Source organism: Acinetobacter sp. Marseille-Q1623, assembly GCF_902809895.1.
Taxonomy (GTDB): Bacteria; Pseudomonadota; Gammaproteobacteria; order Pseudomonadales; family Moraxellaceae; genus Acinetobacter; species Acinetobacter piscicola_A.
In genome coordinates, this window is record NZ_CADDWG010000001.1 from 1018889 (window position 1) to 1039487 (window position 20599).

At 38.6% G+C, this 20599-nt stretch carries 21 protein-coding genes, 1 pseudogene and 1 CRISPR repeat array (1 of these 23 only partly in view); all 22 genes and pseudogenes read right to left on the reverse strand.

The features are described 5' to 3' along the window. Nucleotides 1-44: a CRISPR direct-repeat array (repeat unit 28 nt; unit sequence TTTCTAAGCTGCCTACATGGCAGTGAAC); it begins 825 nt to the left of the window's first position. Nucleotides 45-241: 197 nt separating this feature from the next. Beyond that, the gene (locus tag HUV91_RS04790) at nt 242-979 is read right to left on the reverse strand and encodes an N-acetylmuramoyl-L-alanine amidase (protein ID WP_174492702.1); all 738 of its coding nucleotides are present in this window, start codon (nt 977-979) and stop codon (nt 242-244) included. Then, nucleotides 963-1259 (reverse strand): phage holin family protein, encoded by a 297-nt coding sequence (locus HUV91_RS04795; RefSeq protein ID WP_174492703.1) that lies wholly within the window; start codon nt 1257-1259, stop codon nt 963-965. The genes HUV91_RS04790 and HUV91_RS04795 overlap by 17 nt, the downstream gene beginning before the upstream one ends. 60 nt (nt 1260-1319) lie before the next feature. Further along, nucleotides 1320-3092: an acyltransferase family protein gene (locus HUV91_RS04800; RefSeq protein ID WP_174492704.1), complete on the reverse strand. Its 1773-nt coding sequence runs from the start codon at nt 3090-3092 to the stop codon at nt 1320-1322. A 60-nt stretch (nt 3093-3152) separates the two neighbouring features. After that, a complete protein-coding gene (locus HUV91_RS04805; protein WP_174492705.1) occupies nt 3153-4079 on the reverse strand; it encodes a hypothetical protein in 927 nt (308 codons plus the stop codon). A 209-nt stretch (nt 4080-4288) separates the two neighbouring features. Continuing rightward, nucleotides 4289-5941, reverse strand: a complete 1653-nt coding sequence (locus HUV91_RS04810) for a hypothetical protein (protein WP_174492706.1) — start codon at nt 5939-5941, stop codon at nt 4289-4291. Between the two features lie 42 nt (nt 5942-5983). After that, nucleotides 5984-8473, reverse strand: coding sequence for a phage tail protein (locus tag HUV91_RS04815; RefSeq protein ID WP_174492707.1), 2490 nt, complete (start codon nt 8471-8473; stop codon nt 5984-5986). 1 nt (nt 8474) lies between these two features. After that, complete coding sequence (locus tag HUV91_RS04820) at nt 8475-8897, reverse strand: NlpC/P60 family protein (protein ID WP_107009919.1); 423 nt, start codon at nt 8895-8897, stop codon at nt 8475-8477. Further along, nucleotides 8894-9751 (reverse strand): DUF2163 domain-containing protein, encoded by an 858-nt coding sequence (locus HUV91_RS04825; RefSeq protein WP_174492708.1) that lies wholly within the window; start codon nt 9749-9751, stop codon nt 8894-8896. The genes HUV91_RS04820 and HUV91_RS04825 overlap by 4 nt, the downstream gene beginning before the upstream one ends. Beyond that, nucleotides 9748-10398 (reverse strand): DUF2460 domain-containing protein, encoded by a 651-nt coding sequence (locus HUV91_RS04830; RefSeq protein ID WP_174492709.1) that lies wholly within the window; start codon nt 10396-10398, stop codon nt 9748-9750. Before HUV91_RS04830 ends, HUV91_RS04825 begins: the two co-directional genes overlap by 4 nt. A gap of 10 nt (nt 10399-10408) precedes the next feature. Then, entirely contained in the window at nt 10409-14470 is a 4062-nt protein-coding gene (locus HUV91_RS04835; RefSeq protein WP_174492710.1) for a phage tail protein, read from the reverse strand. Between the two features lie 86 nt (nt 14471-14556). Further along, nucleotides 14557-15489: a hypothetical protein gene (locus HUV91_RS04840; RefSeq protein WP_174492711.1), complete on the reverse strand. Its 933-nt coding sequence runs from the start codon at nt 15487-15489 to the stop codon at nt 14557-14559. A 107-nt stretch (nt 15490-15596) separates the two neighbouring features. Continuing rightward, the gene (locus HUV91_RS04845) at nt 15597-15770 is read right to left on the reverse strand and encodes a hypothetical protein (protein WP_174492712.1); all 174 of its coding nucleotides are present in this window, start codon (nt 15768-15770) and stop codon (nt 15597-15599) included. 106 nt (nt 15771-15876) lie between these two features. Next, nucleotides 15877-16059, reverse strand: coding sequence for a hypothetical protein (locus HUV91_RS04850; RefSeq protein WP_174493588.1), 183 nt, complete (start codon nt 16057-16059; stop codon nt 15877-15879). 68 nt (nt 16060-16127) lie between these two features. Continuing rightward, entirely contained in the window at nt 16128-16442 is a 315-nt protein-coding gene (locus HUV91_RS04855; protein ID WP_111860617.1) for a hypothetical protein, read from the reverse strand. 6 nt (nt 16443-16448) lie between these two features. Further along, entirely contained in the window at nt 16449-17216 is a 768-nt protein-coding gene (locus HUV91_RS04860; protein ID WP_174492713.1) for a hypothetical protein, read from the reverse strand. A 64-nt stretch (nt 17217-17280) separates the two neighbouring features. Beyond that, a complete protein-coding gene (locus tag HUV91_RS04865) occupies nt 17281-17721 on the reverse strand; it encodes a hypothetical protein (RefSeq protein WP_174492714.1) in 441 nt (146 codons plus the stop codon). Then, the gene (locus HUV91_RS04870) at nt 17714-18193 is read right to left on the reverse strand and encodes a hypothetical protein (RefSeq protein WP_174492715.1); all 480 of its coding nucleotides are present in this window, start codon (nt 18191-18193) and stop codon (nt 17714-17716) included. The genes HUV91_RS04865 and HUV91_RS04870 overlap by 8 nt, the downstream gene beginning before the upstream one ends. Before the next feature lie 7 nt (nt 18194-18200). Then, a complete protein-coding gene (locus tag HUV91_RS04875) occupies nt 18201-18395 on the reverse strand; it encodes a hypothetical protein (RefSeq protein ID WP_174492716.1) in 195 nt (64 codons plus the stop codon). Nucleotides 18396-18404: 9 nt separating this feature from the next. Continuing rightward, nucleotides 18405-18788 carry a DUF4054 domain-containing protein gene (locus tag HUV91_RS04880; protein ID WP_174492717.1) on the reverse strand — a complete coding sequence of 128 codons (384 nt, stop codon included), beginning with the start codon at nt 18786-18788 and terminating at the stop codon, nt 18405-18407. 10 nt (nt 18789-18798) lie between these two features. Beyond that, nucleotides 18799-19119 carry a hypothetical protein gene (locus HUV91_RS04885; RefSeq protein ID WP_107009931.1) on the reverse strand — a complete coding sequence of 107 codons (321 nt, stop codon included), beginning with the start codon at nt 19117-19119 and terminating at the stop codon, nt 18799-18801. Between the two features lie 13 nt (nt 19120-19132). Beyond that, entirely contained in the window at nt 19133-20113 is a 981-nt protein-coding gene (locus tag HUV91_RS04890; protein ID WP_174492718.1) for a major capsid family protein, read from the reverse strand. Between the two features lie 3 nt (nt 20114-20116). Beyond that, a pseudogene (locus HUV91_RS16700) lies at nt 20117-20586 on the reverse strand (hypothetical protein). Nucleotides 20587-20599 lie beyond the last annotated feature (13 nt).

Sequence of the window (20599 nt, forward strand, 5' to 3'; positions counted from 1 at the left end):
ATCAACACTTTGTTTATTTCTAAGCTGCCTACATGGCAGTGAACAGTAATAATATAGTAAAAAGTAAAGATATAACAGTGAGTTAAAACTTAAAATATCAAAATACCCAAGTTTTAAACTATGTTTATAACCTATTGATTTTATTAATGTGTTAAAGAGTTAAAAAATATTGGGTAAAATCATCTCTTACCCAATAACTTAATTTAACAGTCTATGATCTTAAAAACCATATATAACGGTATTATTTCACATGATGAATCAAGACATCCGCAATATCACGTGCAGCTAACCAGTACTTTTCATTAAACATTTTTAGCTCAGCTTCATTTGAGATAAAACCGAGCTCAACGATTAAACCACCATTACTAATAAATCCTAATTTTCCACGCGCTGATTGTGACTGATCAATCCACCCATCATCACCACGAAGTTTTGAATTAAATGCTTTGGCCACAACTTTTGATAAGTCTTGTGCTAATTTCTTATCCTTTGCTAGTGCAATAGTTTCAATACCGTAAGCTGCCTTGTTGCTTGCTGCGTTCATGTGAAATTCAACAGCAACATCAGAGCCTTTGATCAATTTGATTGCTGTATTCAGATTATGGTTATCAGAACCGATACCATCAGTTTTGATTGCAATGCCCGCTTCACTTAAATAATGAGCAACAGCATTACGGAACTTTGTGACCAATTCAGCTTCTTTGAATTTGCCGTTGACTGCTCCCGGATCTGCATTCGAGTGCCCTGCTGTCACTGTAACAAATTGATTTACATTGTGTAAATTTGGCTGTGCAATCTTGCGACCAAGCCAAGTCAAAGCGGGGATTATAGTGCTCGCAACAATAGCAGCAGTATCACCATCTATAATTTTGTAGTCTAAAGCCCATTGTAAAACCAAAACAACAAGCATAAAAAAAGCTCCCAACATTGGGAGCTTCACGCTTAAGTATTGCCATGCACTTTCATTGATTAATTTCATTTTCACTTACCTTATCTATTTTCTTACTAACGAAATGTGTACCCTTGTATCCAACAACTGAGGCAAAGCCAACTGAGATAATCTCTGGAAAGCCCAACCATGTTGTTAATGACCAAAACCCAACTGCAAAAAATCCGCACATAAACGCTTCAAGCCAATCGGCTTGTCCACGTTTCTTTGCGGTTCGAAAAAGAGCCATTAAAAAAGCCATCACAAATGATGCGATGGCTGTATAAAATGGTCCTACGATTTCTGCGACTTGTTTAGTAAAGTCGTCCATTATTTCCCCTTTTTTGGCAATAAAAAAACCACCCAAAGGTGGTTTTGTTGGTCTATAGAATTACATTACTTTTTCAAACACAGGTTTTAATAACTTAGCACCTGTGAGGTTTAAATGATCATCATCAAAGTAGTATGGATGCTTAGCATCATCACTAACAATACACTCTGTATTACAGAAAATTTGGCTAACCTCATGTGTTTGCAAATTACTATACTTAGACTTTAAAGCTTCCATTTGTGCAAAAAACTCAGCATTATCACTTTGATATTTCTTAATATCATAGTGAGCAGCTAAATTATTCTGATAAATAATTTTTGGTACTGATTCTGTATAAGTTGGCACAGGTAAAATGAAATCAACTTTCATATTGTTTTGTTGCGCCAAGTCTACAACTTTTTCAATAGTCTCTATTTTTAAGGCTTTTGGAGAAAAGTGCAGCACTAAATGATTAATTTTCAAACTTTTAGCTTCATTAATCAAGCGCTCAGGAGTTACAGAGGCATCCATGAGCGGAGTATTTGAAACTAAAAAATAAGTATTTAGCTTATGCTGACTAGCTACTTCTGAAAATGCTATTTTAATCGAGTCTGCATGACTATTACCCACCAATAAAATCGATTGATCAAAATGCTCTGCATTAATTTTACAACTAATTGCCTTTGGATCTGTGATACGAACTAACTTACCACAGCGATACGGTGCGCGATCTTCTAGACCGTTGAAGATATTTTTATCGCGCTCACTATACATCATATTCGGAACAACTTTAGTTGCTCCGGTTAATACAAATATTGACACCAGTGAAACTAAGTAAGCTGCTGCAATATTATTAAAGCGTCTAGTCTCAATCAATTTATGCATTAGAATCGATGCAACAATAATCAGAACAAGTAAAATTCCTTTATCTACATAACTCTCGGGATATAGTTTTGTTCCAGAAAATGGTTCATACAAATACAAAACAATGATTGGGAAATGTACTAAATAAATTGAGTATGAGTAATCACCAATTTTAGCAATACCATTACTAATCACATTGTTTTCTAAAACTTTCGGTAAACCAAAGCCCAAAACTAAACTTGTGGCAACACATACAAATAAAGCGTAAAAACTCGGATGTCCTTGCAATCTATTTAATGTCTGTCCATCAACATGAATGAAAGGAATAGCACACAAAATAATTAAACCTATTAGGCCCAACCATCTAAAATTATTAAATTTAACTGAACCATTATTTGTGAAATAAAAAGCAACTACAAATCCTATCAAGAATTCCCACATGCGTAGTGGCATCATAAAAAATGATGTTTTAGTTGATATTCCTACAATAAAAACACAAGCTGCAAATGAACCTAAGATTGCTAAAAATAAAAATATTTTTGATTTTCTAAAGAACCAAGCTAATAACGGCACAATAAGATAAAATTGAATCTCGACACCAAGGGACCACAAATGCAACAATGGATTAAAATCAGACTTACTAAAATAAGAATTCTGCATCCAAAAACCGATGTTATTAGCAAAGAATAATCCGTAGATCGATTGTGTCGCAACTTGCCCTAGTTCTGACGGAAGTACTAAAAATAATGATGCAATTAAAGTCAGTATAATTGTTGCAAAGTAAGCAGGTACAAGTCTTTTAGCACGTCGTTCGAAGAATTTTTTTGCTTCACCTTTTTTGTAAAGAATGGCCATTAAAAAGCCACTCACTACAAAAAATACATCAACTCCCAAAAATCCACTTTCAATTCCTGCAATTTCTAAATGAAATAAAACTACGAAAATAACTGCGAGTGCTCTTAAAAGTTGTATGTCTATCCTTTTATCCATTTTATAAATCTATTAAATTTAAATCGAGAGCATTATAAATAACACTCTCGATAAAACAAATTAATTCCAACTTTTCGAATATTCTAAAATTTCAGCATCACTCATCTGACGATTGAAGATCGCTAGCTTTGTGATAATGCAGTTACCCCCTTGTTGCACCTGGGGTGTAGCCAACGCTGGTGCTAAGCGCAATCTTTTAAGCTTATTTAGATTTGTTGCAGCGACAGCGCTGTAAATTTCACCCCCATTCAATCCCAATTTAGCCCCTGTCGCTGTTAAATACGCAACTTGCGTTGAAGCGACATTAAGCGCACCTTGTTGACTGTTGCCAGATCCAGACGACTGTGTTGTATTGTCAGATTTGATGAGTGAAACAAATCTGCTTGCAATGCGCACATCAGACGTTTTATTGAGTCCAATGCCAGCAACCAATGTGTCTGTTTCTACGGCAGCTCGTAGTTCGTTGAACATTGTTCGAGCATCATGCGTTTGGTACATTGGTACTGATTCAATCAGTATCGTTACAGGTTGATCAGTATTCAGCAGACTGCTTAACAGCTCTTGTTTTATTTCGAGCTGATCATTGCCTGAGTTCGGGCGTGATGCTGTTGTTGTGATCGGGCTATGAACGCAAGCAAAACCAGCGCAGCGCACAACTTGCACATGCGATAATGTACCGACAACTTCGACACTCAGCGTAATAACTCCAGCTTGGGCTTGAGGCGTAATAGTTTTCGGCGTAGCTTCAGTCACAACTATAGAATCTATACCTGTGCCCGTAATTACAAGCGACCCAGATCCGATACATGATGCGACAAGCGTTGACCCAGCAGGGATTGCTGAAATAGTCTGTGTTGCAGGAGTAGCACTGTTAGCAAACCAGTTTGTTTGCTCATTCTCAATAAGTACGCCAAAGCGTTCGCCAATTTTCCAATGGCGGATGTCAGTTGAAGCTGTCGTATAGCTGCGTACTCCCTGCTTGTTCATAGTCTGCGGTTTCACAGCCATGTTTTTTGCACCAGTATTTGTGATCGTTTCAGCAAGCGTCAAAGTATTGCGTACACCGTTTTTCTGCGTCGTGTATTCCTCATTCTCAAAGTCAAAGAATGCTACCCAGTCTTGCTTCCCCTTGATTCCATTGATATTTCCAAGATAATTAGTTGCGATGTTATTTGATTTTAATGCGAGTGACATAATTACTTCTCCGTAAAATTTACGTCTAAAAAAGGTGTTGGTTGTACAAATAATTTGTAACGCAAATTAACGTCTGTGTTTGAACTATCAGAAGTCCATAAGCACATTAAGCGCATTTGATTTTGATCATTGAACTGTGGCAAAAAAGTTGCTTTGTATATGCCGCGCTCATCTGTATTCCAAAAGTCGGAAGCCCATTTAAAGTTTTGAAAATCAGAAGAAATGCCAAGGAAAAAACCTCGGTTTTTCGATGTTGGTGTCCATATTCTGTCGTGAACTACAACAATTTGCTTATCGCCCACCTGTTTAATGTCTAAATGCCAAGGTGTGTATTGCGCAGGTGTTGTGATTGAGTTTACGAATACCCAGTCGTTTTTTCCTGTCTTACTTGTGTAATGTTGAATGCCTCCGCCAACACCATACAAGTGATAAGTTTCTGTTTTTGCATCAAAAATAACAGCAGGGGCAACCAGCGCAAATTTGTCGTTTAAGATTTCACGATCTGACCAAGCTTTACCGTCTTTTGTTCTTCGTGTGTATAAAATTTCATGCGTATCATTGGGCGCAATACCGTCCGTATCTGCCCAATAAGTCCTGAAAATCAAGACAAGCTCAGAAGTTTTTACGTCGTAGAACATGAACGGGTCTGAGTTATACACAATCCCTTTTTCCCACGTATAACTATCAGGCTCGTCTAAAAGTGGCGTTAATAGCTCAAAGTTACTTAGGTCATTTGAACCGAGCAAAAAGGGGTTTTCTTCAGCAGTTACACCATTCGTATAACCAGTGATTGCTAAAATATAGCGATAACCCATAAATTTGTTTGGGAACTCTAAAATTTGCGGATGAACCACTCCTCGATCACTGCCGTAAGGAGTTTTAACAGGATGATAGTTCCCCCAACTTTCAATTTTTGCTTGATCAAGCCACGTGTCTGAAATTGAGAAGTTTTGTTCAAAACTATGTAACGGGACTGGTGCAAGCAGTCCTACATTTTGTGTATTTCTGAAAAAATTTAAAAGACGCTCGGCTTTAGAGATAAAAGTGTCACGATATGAATAGTTGCTCAAATTACTTGTGTCTATCTGCTCAAGCCCTGCATTTGCTTTGCTGTTGATCGCAGCAGCCACGTCAGTATCTAAACCAACAATGAACAATTTTGAGTCTTTATCAATGTAAGCAATGATATTTTTATTGGCATCAAGCAGTAAAAATAAATGTTTATTATTAAAATTTTCAAAAGTACTGTTCAAATGAGAAACTAAGTCTTTATCTAATCCTACTAATTTCAAGCCACCATTTAATGTCAATTGCATAACAATTGAACCAAATTTATCAGCAAAGTCAAAAAGTGTATCTTTATTCTGCGATTTAAATAAAATACTTAAAACTTCTTGAACAATTGACTCAATAAGCTTCTTGTTTTCATTGTTTTTCTCTAGAGCAAACTCTTTCGCCTGCTCCAACTTCTCACTTGCAATCACATCTGCTTCAGTAGCAGCTTCCTGCACAGCCTCTTGTTTTGCTGTACTTACATCCTCTTTAGATGAGGCATTATCAATAAAATCACCTAAAGCAGTTTTAAACCCCTGTTCTGTAACATTTGCACCAATCAGTGCGCTCTTATCTGGTAATGGCATAAAAATCTCATCCATAAAAAAAGCACCCAAAATGGGTGCTCATGTTGTTAATCAAATTTAAGTTTCAGAAGTACTTTGAGCATACTGATCTGAATAATTCCAAATTGTTTCTTTCCATACATCACGTGCAGCAACTCGCACATAGTAGATCGTTGTAGATGTAAGCTTTTCAAAGGTATGAGATAGGTCTGATCCAACCCACGTTGGTGCGATTGAACTCGGATCAAAGTTTTCCGTTTGACTCATCCAAACTGCATAATCTTTTAAATCAGGGGCTTCACTTGGATTCCAACTTACAGTTAATGTATCTTTAGTTGCTGTGGTATATACATTTAAAAGTTTTGCAGGAACTGGATTACTGATGTTCAACTCTGCAAATGAACTCACATTGCTACCACTAACACTAGCCACCCGAATTGTATAGGAACGCCCCAAACCATCAGATTTAGCTTCCTCAACAGAATAACTATAGTCTGTATTGGTTGTCTGAACTTCACGTAGCAAAATACCATTTGAAAGTATTTGCACAACATAGCCCGAAACACCCACAACAGTTTGCCACTGCACTTTAAAACTCGTACCGATAAATGGTGACTGTAATGAGAGCCCTTTTACACCTGTAGGCTTTCCACCCACCAATGTGTAGCTATAAGCAGTTACTTCATCTAACGTTTGCTCTTGCTGCTGTAAGCCATTGAAACTAGTAAATTTCAAATGGATCTGTTTGCCAATAAGATTTTTATTAAAACCATGTTCAAAAATTGCTTTATCAATACGGACAAATGGCTCACCTGAAATATGTACTTGAGCATCATTAAAACGTCCACGTAGCACATCATCTAATGTATACAGACCTGATCCATTGAGTGTTGCTACTTGATAGTTCAGATATTCACCACCCAACCAGCATAATGTCGCATCCGCTTCAGCATCCTCTAAGGTCCCACTGAACATTTGACTTGGTGTATTAAGTTGGACTTGTAAGGCAGGGTCATCTGTATCAATAGCTGCAACCAATTGACCATAACGCGCTGAACCATAAATGGTCCCAATCATGTCATAAGTAGTGTTGTCTAAACTCGCCCAGACATTACAACCACCAAAATTAACCCCACCTGATACGGCGATCCACACTTGATTGATACCATTGGTCAAATCTAGAGGTGGTTCAAAAATGACAGGTGCATTCACATGTCCTGGTTCTTCATTTCCTCCCTGATAACCATTAGATGCTTGTAGGTCATACTCAATCGCTGAGTAAGATCCAACGGACAACTCATTTGCTGTAACGGTGAGTAAGCCCTCATCATCCTCTTCAATCCGTGTAATGCGTACAGGAAATTGATCCAACCCTAAAGAGATGTCTGTAATTGTCACAATATCCATGGGTTCCAGTCGGCAGTACTTCCAACCAAGTTGAAACTCATATTCATTTCGTACATACAACAATCGCTGTAAACGTAGCTGACAGGCATGCCGAGCAATTTTGGGCTCACAAAAGAAATCAAGTTTTACCGCGTCCTCTGTACGCAGACCAAACATTTCTATATTAGCTTGGTCTTTGGCTTCGACTGTTTCCGTGTTGTATTGGTTATAACGGTTGGTATATTCAATTTGCGTATGATTAAAAGCATCCGTATCACGACTACGGCGCACTCTGATAGGCTCATCTTCACCAATAAAATCATCATCTGTTAAATGATAAACAGGAGTTAAATCGGGTGTAAATGTGACTCCATGTCCAGTCAAAGCAGCATCTCCATAGGTTTTAATTTTTAAACCATCTGGGCTAGGTACCACTGCACAATTCACCGCCTCAACAATCGTATTGATCGTTTCATACGCTTCGGCTTGTTCTGTAAATGCTGGGCTAATTAATAAATTTGCTGCTCGGCAATAGGTTCTAAATTCCGCCAAATCAGCCATATTTAAAATAGGTGCCGCACCGTAGCGTGGATGTGTAATAAAATCCTCAATCACATCCGCAGGATTGGCATCATGCACTGTATCTGACAATGTAATATCGCTAATGACTTCAAAGGTATGATTGGAAAGACTAGCACTATTCCCTAAATCATAATTCGCACAGGCAACATAACCAAGAAAAGGATAATGTAATGCCTGATCTGGATGCTTGGTCTGTATATATCCCCAACGTGGATTATCATTACCATCAAATAATTCAAAACCTAACTGATCAATAGGGCTTTTGGTTACACCATTTTCAGTTTTATTGATAATCTGATCTTTGTCTCGCCATACAATCCCAATATCTCGGATCTTATTTTCACATAGCCCAAGCATCAATGAAGCATTGTAGGTAAATGTTGTATTGCGAGTTTTAGAGCTACCACCTTTCCCCCCTGATTTAGTCACAGTGGTATGTGGTGTTGCAGCAAAATCACCATACCAAAACATATTGGCAGTCACTCGATTTTTACCATATACCAATGGTTGACAAAGACCATACGCAGATTGCTGAACACGCATGGAGTTAATACGCGTTTCAGTTGTACTTGTGGTACCACCACCAAATAATCCACCCATATTATTCTTTCAGCCTCTTCATACGAAAAAACCCAGCTATTCGCCGGGCTAAACTTCCTTTGGTACCATCTTGGATAATGACACCCTGATGGATATATGAGTGGATCACCGTTGGCCACTCCACAACAATGGCACCGTGACTGATGCATTTACCAAAGTGATATAAAACAATATCACCCGGCTGTGGTTCATCGACTTCAAAACATACACTCTTCACATGCTCTAAGTATCGTTGACCCAATTGATGCATGTGCCAATCAGGTGGGTAGGGTCGTGGATCCAAATGATCCATTAAGCCCACTTTTTCATACACTTCACAAATTAAGGTACCACAATCTACCCCCACACCCTTTACTCGTCCTTGGTGATGGTATGGTGTACCCAGCCAAGTCTTAGCTTCTTCAACTGCAGCTAGGTTTTTCATACAGCAGTCTCCGGCACAGGAATAAATGGTTTCCCTGCAAAACGATTACGATTATTAAAGCGATTAGTGCATGTATCTAAACGTTTATCGCATCCAGGATAAACTTTGATTTTTTGACCAGCTTTAGCTTGCTCAAGTAAAGGTAATGTCAGTACTAAAGTGCCAGACTCATGCAAACGAATCGTGCGCTTTAAGCCTTTATTCCCACCTTCTAAAAACTCCACCACGCCTTGTGTGAACCAACCTTGTGGCTGTGTCAAAGTACATATAATTTGTGAAGTACTACTGTTTACTTCAATCATCGTGCTTATAGCAAAATTATCACGCAGCAAACCACAACCATAATCGAATAAAGTGTTGGAACAACTTGGTTGGTATAGGTTACGTGGCATTTGAATATGAAGATCATCAATATCTGATGCCACATTAAAATCAATCACATTTCGATCGAGTTCGGGTTCAATAATTCGACCTTCAAATAATTTCAATGTTCCTGCACTTGTATCTGTAGGCGTATGCATATCCATAAAGACCCGTTCTAACTTAAAACGCGCACCATCCATTTGACCATTGTGAAAAGCCTGAACTACACGCACATCATTAAAATGCTGATCATTCGTAGTATTAATGCTGACAGATAAATTATCGACCTCAATACCTAGTGATAAACTGATTCCCTCACGGCTAATTATAGGTCCATCGGCTTTAAAAACTTGGTTGGCCACAATCAAGTCATAATCATAATTGGTGTAACGGTAAACATCACCTTGCACTGTGGTAATCGTATATAGATCTGCCATTAAAAACTGATCTTGATCTAATAATGCAATTAATTTTGTCGATGCCTCTCTCATATCTTCATTCCTAATGTACCGACCAATTCGATTTTTTGTGCTTTCCACAGTTTGGCCATAAAATTGGAATACTGTTGCTCATCATCAGCAAAGCGACAACGATAAAAGAATGTACCTTTAACTGTAACCTCCTCACCTACCGCTAACGGTGTATTCAGCATATATTTCCCATCTTTGCTAATACCCGCCATTTCGTTATTCCACATAGGTTTTTCAATGTCGCTATCCCACATATTTTTGGTTTCAACTTGATTCCACATGTTGGGATTAATTGGTTGCGTCATCTGCATCGTATTGCTCACTGGCATATGTAGAGAATGCATTTTCTTGAAGATTTGGTAGGTTGTTGTGCTTCCATCCCCAACAAAAGTACATTCAAACTGATTGTCATCTGGCATCTTGTAGAGAAATGAATCAAAAGCACCACGCCGCTCGGTAAAGAAGCCTTCTAGTTGCTGTAATTCATTTCGTCCTTTGCTCTCTCGCAAGAAAGCAAAGGACATAGTGATGTTATATTTTGGAATTGCTTGATAACTCGCTCGCAGTTCACGACCATTGATTGAGGTCATAATTTTGGTATTAAAAATGGGAGTCTTTGTCAGCTCCCATTCCAATCCTGGTAATTCAGGAAATAATTCATCAGACACGCACTACTCCTTACTTACCAAAATTACGCCCATACCCTTTTAAGCCACCTGCCAATTCACGACCATGTTTTTTCATAAAGCGGCGAAGATCTTTAGAGTCCCAACTTTGGAAGTTAAAGTTGTTAATATCACCACCACTCACACCACTTGCTTGTGACATTGGCATAGAACCATCACCCATCACTGATTTACCTAATGCACGAATGGTGTTGGCATGCTGTTTAGGTAAAACCATCTCTTCTTCATGCAGTTGCGTCATCGGGTTTACACCTGCAGGAATGTCATAACCTCCTCGAGCAGAAGCCACTTTACCCACAATTGCCGAAACCCCAGCAAAAGCAGCAATACCTGCAGCCACGCCTAATGCAGGACCAATAATAGGAATTGCTGACATTGCAGCCCAAGCTGCCGCCATCGCCTCCCATGCTGACATCATGATGGACTTTAAAGTTCCTGCGAGTTTGATTCCTAAACGAGTGAGTACACCAGTAGAAGTTGCGGCAGTCTTAACGCCTTCACCTGCAACAACCGCTGTTGTTTGTGCTGCTTGCCCTGAAACCTCAGCAGCAGTTTCTGCCTTAATTAAACCTAATTTCACAGCCAAACGCGGTGCCATACTTGCTACATATTTTTTCATTGGCGCTGTGATCATGTTTTGAATGAACTCAGCTGCTAATTCAGAATAAATTGCATTCATGGCATTTTTCCAAGTCAACGTACCATTCATCATGGCTTGAATGCCTTGATCCCATAAACTTGACATGCGTGAAGTCAAACCACCAAACTTTTTCTCAAAGTCTGCCATTTGGGCATCATTCATTAAATTTGGTGTCTGAATATCAGAGATCGATTTTTGATGGTCTAAATCCACAATGGCATTAGTTGCAGCAGCTTGCCCTTCAGGTTTACCTGTAATCTCTGATCGAGCACTTTGTAGTTCTAAACGTCGGATTAAACCATCTCGTTTAATTAAATAGAGTTGATCTTCAAGTTGCTTTTCAAGTTTTAGCTTTTCAACATTAGAAATTCGACCTGCATCAAATGCAGCCTGAATATTTGATTTTTCAATCTCAAATATCCGCTGTGCTGTATCTAATTTAAATTGAATTTCTTGCTCATCAATCGCCTGCTTCTGCTCTAATGCCCTCAGGTTGATTTCAACCATTTGCGCTTGCGCCTCTTGCTCAGCTTTAACTCGATAAGCCTTTTTATCATCAGTTGAAGCTGTTGAGTCATTGATACGCTGAATTGCTCTTGCTAAGTCCTGCTCCACCTTCTCTTGCTCAGTGGCATATTTGTACTTCAACTCAAGTCTTTCTTTTTCAGCCTGTTCAGCTTGACGATTTTGCTCCTCTTGAAATTTAAAATAATCATCATTTTCACCACCAGTTTTACTTTTGTTCGCTGAACCCGCTGTAGCGCCTTTTGGAACCTTATTCATAACATCTGGGGATTGGTGCAGTAGACTCAACACAACACCATCCGCAAAAGTAACTTTAGAAACGTAACCACCTTTTCCACTGTTAAATGTCTGAACATTTTTAACACTGTGATTAGTCGTAATAGGTGTTCCCACACGCATTGAAAAATCCATGCCTTTGTGGAAAGTTGAAGCACCTGCTGTCGGCGCTTCTCTAGGACCATAGCCTGATGTCATTTTATAGGCTGAAAGAGGTTTACCACCTGCCTGCAAACGTGCTAAATGTTCTGTACTGACGGGTGCATTTCTCCCAGAATAACGAACATCTAAGTGAGCACCCGTGCCAATACCGGTATTTCCAGAAATGCCGATCAAGCGATTGCTTACAGCTTTTTCAGAATCACTTTTTGCTTTATCACTCGCCTTTTTATCATCATCCTTTGTACCTGTGCCAATCCCCTTATTTGAGTTAAAGGTATTTGGTGGTGGTTTAATGGGTGCAGGTGGCTTGACTTCAGTCGGTTTTTTTAAGAATAAATTGGTAAATTGTTTATTACCATCTTCAGTAACTTGACCTATTTTATTCCAAGCATTTACTCCTGCATCAACTGACTTTGTTACACCACTATTCCAATCAGACTTTAACCAATCCATGCGAGTAATCATTTTTGATGAGTAACGATCAGTAATATCGCTTAAATCCTTAAAGCCTTGCTCATAAGCTGCTTTCGCACCAGAAAAATCAAAACTCAAAATACGACTGACAATATTGCCAAAAGTTCTAAACTTGGTACCCAAATAGTCCAAGCCAAATTGAATCGTTTCTTTTAATGCACCAAAGCCATTTAAAACGCCTGTAAATGCAATAGAAATTGCCTGACATACAGCAACAATCACTGCGCGTATGATTGCAAAGGCAGATTGAATACCTACTTTTAAACCTACTGCAGCTGCTGCAAATCCCTTGAGTGCACCTGAAACCAAGTCCATAAAAGTTATCTGCTGCAGTGATCCATCGCCAATATCTTGCGTGAGGTCTGTCCAAATATCACCAATCACACCTACTGTTGATTCCACAATTTCAGAGAGACTACTAAAAATGGTAATGATTGCCCCAACCGCATCATCAATTGAACCTTTTGACTCAGACATATAGCGTAAAAAATTATTCGCCATGGTTTTTAAACCAGGTGCAAGATCAGCAACCAAATTTGCAACAACACCTTTAATTGTTGAACCAATCAAACCCAATGCACCTTGAAACTCTTTAGTTGCTTGAATCGCTTCATCATCAAGAATGACACCAAGTTCATGCGCTTGTTTAGACATCTCCTTGAGTTTCTCGCCATTATTGGCAAGCAACGGTGCAAGCAAAGTTGCATCATTGGCAATTGACTCCATGTAGAACGTCATTTCTGCTTGCGATACATTAGCTTTTTGCAAAGTTTGATAATATTTTTCAAGAATTTGAGGACCTGATAATCCCTGAAACTCTTTGGCTGTTACTCCAACCTTAGGTGCAATTTTTTCGAAGAAATCCGCCATTTCCCCGCCACCTGTTTGCATAAAGTCACCAAACTTATCGTTCACATCTTTCATGATGTCACCGAGTTTTTCTTGACTTACACCAACAGAAGATGAAGCAAATGCCCATTCCTGAAATTCTTGTGTGGTTGCGTTAGCAAGGCGTGACATATTTTCAATTTCACGTGCGTTACGAACCACTTCTGCGGTTAGTGCACCTAATTGCGATATGATTTGACTTGTCATATTTGCAAGAAAGTTCCCTGCAAAACTCGTCAAAATACCACCACCTCCACTAGGACCTGATCCACCACCTGATGGTCCACCACCTCCACCGCCACCACCCATACTGAGTTGATGACGCAGCAGATCCAAAGCCACTTTTACGCGATCAAGTGATGCACGGAGTAGATTGCTCGTAGCATCAATATTGATAGCTAAACCAGTGCTCAGATTGCTTAACATGGAACGCGCAAGATTGATCTGATGATTCAAATACGTGAGATCTATACCAAGTTTGACTTTATAAGTTTTATTGGTCAGTCCTTGCAGTTTTGTTTTTAAGTTTGAAATATCTGCCTGTAACAAACTCGGAATAACTTTGACTTTAATCCCTGCAGTAAAAGCAGCATTCAGTCTATTTTTAATCAAAGCAATTTCAGCAGTTAAGGATGGACTATCTAACTTGGGTTTAACCTTAATGATTTGCGCACCAAGTTGATTAAACTTTTGCTGAATCTCATGTGTATCAATATCTAAACGGATATTTTGAATTGGCAAAGATGCTAAACGCGTTTGAATTAAACTTTCTGCTTGTCCAAGTTCACTATTTAAAGATGTGATATCTAATTTTAGTTTTACCTTTGCATCATCAGCGATACCATTGATGCGCGTTCGAATCGTATCCACAGCACTATTTAAACGTTGCTGCATATCACTCATATCAATATTCAAGCTGATATCAATATTTTTAAGTGAATCACGTACACCATCAAATGCATTTTTAATGGTATCTGCAATACGATTAATATCGACTGCTGCAGCTTGAACTTTATCAGTTGCCTGATTCATGCCCTGACTTAATGCCTCAGTTGAGGCTGTGATTTTTACTTCAACTTCGTTCGCCATTACTTTTCCTCAGGCAATAAAAAACCACTCTAAAGAGTGGTTTGCTTTATAAGAATACAGAGCTATAAAATAATTAAGGATTGGTCTTATAACTGCTTGTAAGATTCTAGCATTTCGTTAAATTTCTTGGTAAAACCATGTAGTTTTGATTCATTATCGCTATTTTTGTATTGATATGGCCATTCGACATATCTTGTATAAACAACTTCACCTTTTTTCATTTGATCAATTATAAAATTAGCATTACTTATGAACATACCCTTATTTGCAGTTAGTGTTGAATTATTATCAATCTTTAAACTTGCCTTAGAATTAGGATAGTGATCCCTTCCGACAGATACCATGTATCTCCCATTCAGTAAAAGTATTCCTACATCTTTATTGCTCATATAACAAGATTTTGAGTTATCGAAACGATCACGCTTACAAGAATACGTCCATTCTGGATAACGTATAGCATCTAAATCTATATCATATATTGACTTATTTTTTTTATCCTTATTAAAATCCGAATAAACTAAAACTGAATCAGTGTTAACTTTTTCAGAACTCTGAATATTTGTTAAAAAAGATTGAATACTGTTTTTGAGTTCTGCGTCCTTATCACCTAATAGGTAAGTGTTTAAATTTTCATCAATAATTACTAATAAGAGTTTTTGTTTTTCAGCATTATATGCCACATAAAGTGATAAATTTTGTCCATTGAATTTTTTATTCTTTTGCCAAAAATATGTGGATAGGATTCCATTTTTAACATTTTTATCAGATAAGCACTCGCCCATATCAAAATCATTAAAAGACAATCCCCCAAACCGCCCTAGCAACAAATTAATATTTAAACTTAAATTCATATCCGATTTCGTAATATCATGATTACTATAAGTACACTCTTCATTAAATTTTGGAGTTTCATTAATAGAATTAATAAACTGCTGCGCTGTTATATTTTGCTTCGCATGTAATGTAGAACAAGATATCAATATTGTTAAAAAAATTGTTCCCTCTATCTTTCTTTTCATCTCATTACCAAACTATTGTAAAGTAATGTAAACATAGCGAATTAAAGAATAAAAATCAATCAGGGCAACCAAAGTCACCCTAAATGATTGATTTATAATTTATTTGATTATCCAGTTACTTTAATTAGCTCAACCACAGCTAAAATAATTGGTGCAGCTTGCCAAGCAAGTATTCCAATTAATATTGATAAAACAATTATGTAAGACCAAATTCTTAAAGGTTTACTTTCTGATAGTTTATTCATCACTTTATCAACCTGCATATTTAGGTTAAAATTCATTTATGTTCTGATCCTTATCCCAATCATTTGGATTTGAAAACAAAAAACCCAAGACTGCGAATCTTGGGTTTTTGCTTTTTAAATATTTAATTAAGGGCAACCGAAGTTACCCCTGTGGGAACGCGCTCAACATCTCTTCCAAATCATCTTCTTCAGATTCTTCCTGTTGTTGATTTTCCTCAATCCCCATAAATGCCTCTAAAATACGACAAAGTCGTTGTACACCAACATCGGTGGGAGGAAATTTAAGCTGATACTCATTGAGTGCGTATAACCTCGGCAGATCCATCTGATCACGTACATAGTCATAATCCTTACCAGTGGTTAGCACTAAATGTGTATAAATTTCCTCCCAGTTTATTCCCCCGATTCACCGCCATTTGAATCTTGCTTATTTTTCAAACCTGAAACTGACATGACTGCGCCCATCACTTCTTCGAGTTGGTCCATATAAATCATATCTGAAACGTCTTCACGGCTGATATCAGGATAATTACGCTTCAATGATTTATGTGCAACATCAATCACAAGCCCTACATCATGTGGTTTAAATTCTTGTAGTGCAGGTAAAAGCTTTTCAACCGCCCCCAAAGACAATGGTGCAAAAACAAAAGACTGCCCATCAATAACAACTGTCGTACCACGTGGGTTTTCAACTTGATTAAATAACATGAATCATTACTCCGAAGTATTCCAACTAAAAACACGGTTAAGATCATCAGCCATCGGCTGAAACTCGAACTCTGGTAGATCATAATCATCTTGTTTTGAGCTAAAGCCGAGCTTATTACTGGTGCAACGGAAGAACTCCATGCCCATAAATTTACCTTTATATTCACGCTGTAAGTTAACTGAGAATTCAGGGGTATAACCCATATCCAAGTTATTGACTAAACCTGACTTAGCACCTGCAACCGTTGCAGAATACTTAAAGCTAATAAATACCACTTTACCCACATCAGCCACAGCAAAGGTATATTCACCCGTTGCCTGATCGACACTGTATTGACCTGTTACAGGTGCAGATGCAACACGCTTCAATGGAATTGCCTTAGCATCCGTTACGCCCAAATCTTTCACAAAAGTACCTGCGTTTGGTACAACAGGCGTTAACGTTCCACCCGTTTGGATTTTTTCACCATTAATGGTTTGGGTAACAACATCCATTCCACCGTCAGCAACAACACCACCAAAGAAAATGGAGTTCAGTAACGCGCCACTGATACGACCAATCGTTGCTTTGCACTTAATTGAACCTTTACCACGTGCAGCATCTACAGCAAACTGCCCACGACCGTAAAGCTCTTTTAAGTCATAAGATAGATCAACTGATACTGACTGCATAACACCAATTTCAACAGGTGTTGGATTAACAATCGGTTGACCATAAACATCTAAAATAGGTGTGGCAAATAACTTACCTGCACCAAATAAATATTGAGCCATTAATTTAAACCTCTATAAAATGAAAAAACCACCTAAAGAGGTGGTCATAATTTGAATTAAATCATTAGTTGGTGGTTAAGATTCGAATCGGGACAATCGCAATACCTTGTCCATCAATCATCCCGTCCACACCCTCAAAAACTTCAATCGTGCCATCAATCCAGCAATGCTCAACTAAACCACCTAAGGTTTGGTATTCACACATTTCAGGATATTCAGGCTTAATTGCTTCTCGAATAGCATCCAGGTAATGATTGATCTGCATTCCTATGGCTTTTTCAGGATCAGCTTCATAGATATACAAATAAACTTCTGCAGCGAGTTCAATCTTGGCATTTAAACCTTTAACTGCATTTTCATCCTGATTACCCTGAGTAATAAATAACGCAGGACGTTTTTCATTACCCACATGATTAAAATGACGTAATCTGCGGCTGACTGTCACCATGCCTTGGATATTGCTAAGCTGATCACACAAAGCTTGGTAAATAGATTCACTATTCATTTTTCAATCCTCGCTCAATCGCTTTTTCAATATTCTTTGGTATGATTTTGCCAATTTCATCTAAAGAATCCCGCATAAAACGGCGTTCCTTAAAATTAACAGTTCGGCTGTGTGCTTTCACCAATACATCCTTAGGTGCAATAGGTTTACCAAATGCCTGTTTAATATGACGCAAATGACTTTTGATATTCACAGCAGCAGCCAAGCCAAACTCATGAATAAAGGCATATTTCACATGAGCACCACCTGCAGATACAATCCCTTCAAACATTTCTGCTGATTCAGAAATGCGTGAAACCAGTGAGCCACGTAAACGACCTGATTGGACATTGAGTCGTTGTCCACTGAGCATATCTTCCTGAATGGTTCGCTGTAGCTTTAAGGTCAATGTTGTAATGGTTTTACGAATCTCAACCTTTACCTTATTGTTTTCATCATTTAGATGAATTTGCACATCAACTGAATCAGCCATCTATCACCTAGCTTTTCGTCGTTGAAACCGCTGTGACTTTTTTAGGCTCTTCCACATAACGTGTAAAACCCATTGGCTGCAAGATGTGATAAATATCTTGATCTGACTCAATGATATTTCGTGTATCGAGAAAGTACATCTGCCCAGCTATTTGAATGCTTGTACTTTTAAAATATAGTGGTGCTTGATATTTAAATGACATGATTTTCTCCTAAACAACAAAGGCACCAACACGCAGATTATTAGGGTTAGTGCCTTTATCATCGATTGGGATGGAATTTTTTAATGCCAAATAACGTTGGCCATAAATGCTTTGGTCGTAGAACGTTTCTTTTACAGAACGCGAAAAACCAACGCTTTGTCCTGCAATCGACATATTGCTTGCATTTGAAATGGCGGTACCATTTGGATTAGCTTTTTGAACTTTTAAAATATGTGCCGCATAAAGACCTACAGCGCGTTCTTTTAACTGCCCAAATTCCACGACCGATACCACAAGTTCCGCTTCTTCCAAAGCATCTTGGATTTCTGGCTCACTTGCATTGTAGAGTTGAGAATCCGATTTAAATCTTTCTCGGAAAGTCTGTAAGTCCATGCATCACCTATTATTCTTGAGCTTGAGCGAGTTTAGCTTGCAGTTGCTCTAATGTTTCATCATCTGCATAAGTCACACCCAAAGCTTTTAACTCAGCACGTACTTTATCGAGTTCAGGATCTGACTTGCTTGAACCTTTACGACCTGTAGTTTTACTGTCCTGCGTGTCATCTACTGAAAGATCACCCAATTCAAGCAAAGCCTTAAAGACTTTTCCTTTTTGCAACTTGGTCAACTCAGCACCAGTCAGCTCAATGGTTTGACCTTTGCCAATCTGAATCCCATCAAAAGAAAAAGCGGCTTGTAAGCCGCTGTATGTAATTTTTGCCATGGTTTATTTTTCCTTATTCCACATCGTAATAACGTAATGAATCAACACGCTTCAAATATACACCTTCATACATATAGTGACCTGGTGTGCGAATTGCGTAGTTGATTGGCTGTGCTGCTAAAAACTCAAGATCATTACAACGGAAAGTAATACAGTTTGGATCACGGCGGTAAATAATACTGCGGTCTGTACCCCCTACACCTTTACCTTCCAAGTAGCTTTCAGAAGTAAAGGTCATGGTTTTACCCTGCATTGCAAAGGTGTTCTTTTCCTTAATATATTCAAGGAAAGTTTTACCTGCCGAATCAGGAACGATACGACTTGCTAAAATCGTGAACTTATTTTCAGGCATCACAAAAGTATCAGGCTGCACACTGGCATCAAACTTCGATGCGTTGGTTGCACCTTTGATGGCTTTGTTAATATCAGCCAAAATAGCTTCAATGGTCGCTGTTGCATAATCCACAGTAGATGCAATCACTTCCACACCTGTTTGATTATAGAAACCAAGTAAACCTGTATCAGATTCACCAAACCATGCTACATCGCTCATATGGTTTTCATATGCCAAACGCGCTGCAGTGATTTTATCTGTCGCCAATGAAATCCCTGCACGTAATGCTGCAGCAGTTTCAAAGATCGTGGTTTCATAACCAATCACACCGACTTGGACGGTCAATTTTACTTCGTCATATAACACTTCAGCCAATGGCACATCATTACCTAAACCCGAATGACGTTTACCACGACCTACACCACGTTTACGCTGTAATACACTTGCCGATCCTACGACCGCACCCGTCAGTGACTCAAGCGGTAGGTATTTTGCATAAGCTTGTGCTTCTGCAAGTTGTGGTGACATTTCATCAACCGATTCAAGCTTGATGAGTAACTTGGCAAATGTATCTAAGTTAAAGGCATCACCGACTGCTGCTTGCACCCCATGTGCCACCGCAGTTAAGCGGATTTTCATTTGTTCTAATTGTTTAGACATGTATTACGCTCCACGTAAACGAAGAATTGCCATACCATCTGCACCCGTGATGGTTTCCCATGCTGCATTCGGTAATTCAGTTGAATCCAAAGCAGCCGATGAAAGAGATCCTAAAGGTGCATCTACTGTTGCATTGGCAGTACGTACATAAACCTTGGCATTAATATCTGTAACAGGCGCAGTGGGTTTTACCCATACCGAACCAATCTGCATGATCGGTGCGCAGTCTTTAGCCTGATAAGCTTCAAGACCTTTCGCATTTTTCCCGACTTGCCAATATGCTGAAATACCACCACACCAAATTTAGTATTGGTCGCACTCATTACAGCCGATACAGTTTTACCATCTGTAGATTGCACCACCACATCACCATCACTGAGCACAGTACTACCCGAAACAGGTAACGATAAAATTTCTTCAGGCATGTGCAAACGCGCACGCATACCTGGGATTGCTTGAGGTGTTAAAGACATGCTCGATTCCCCT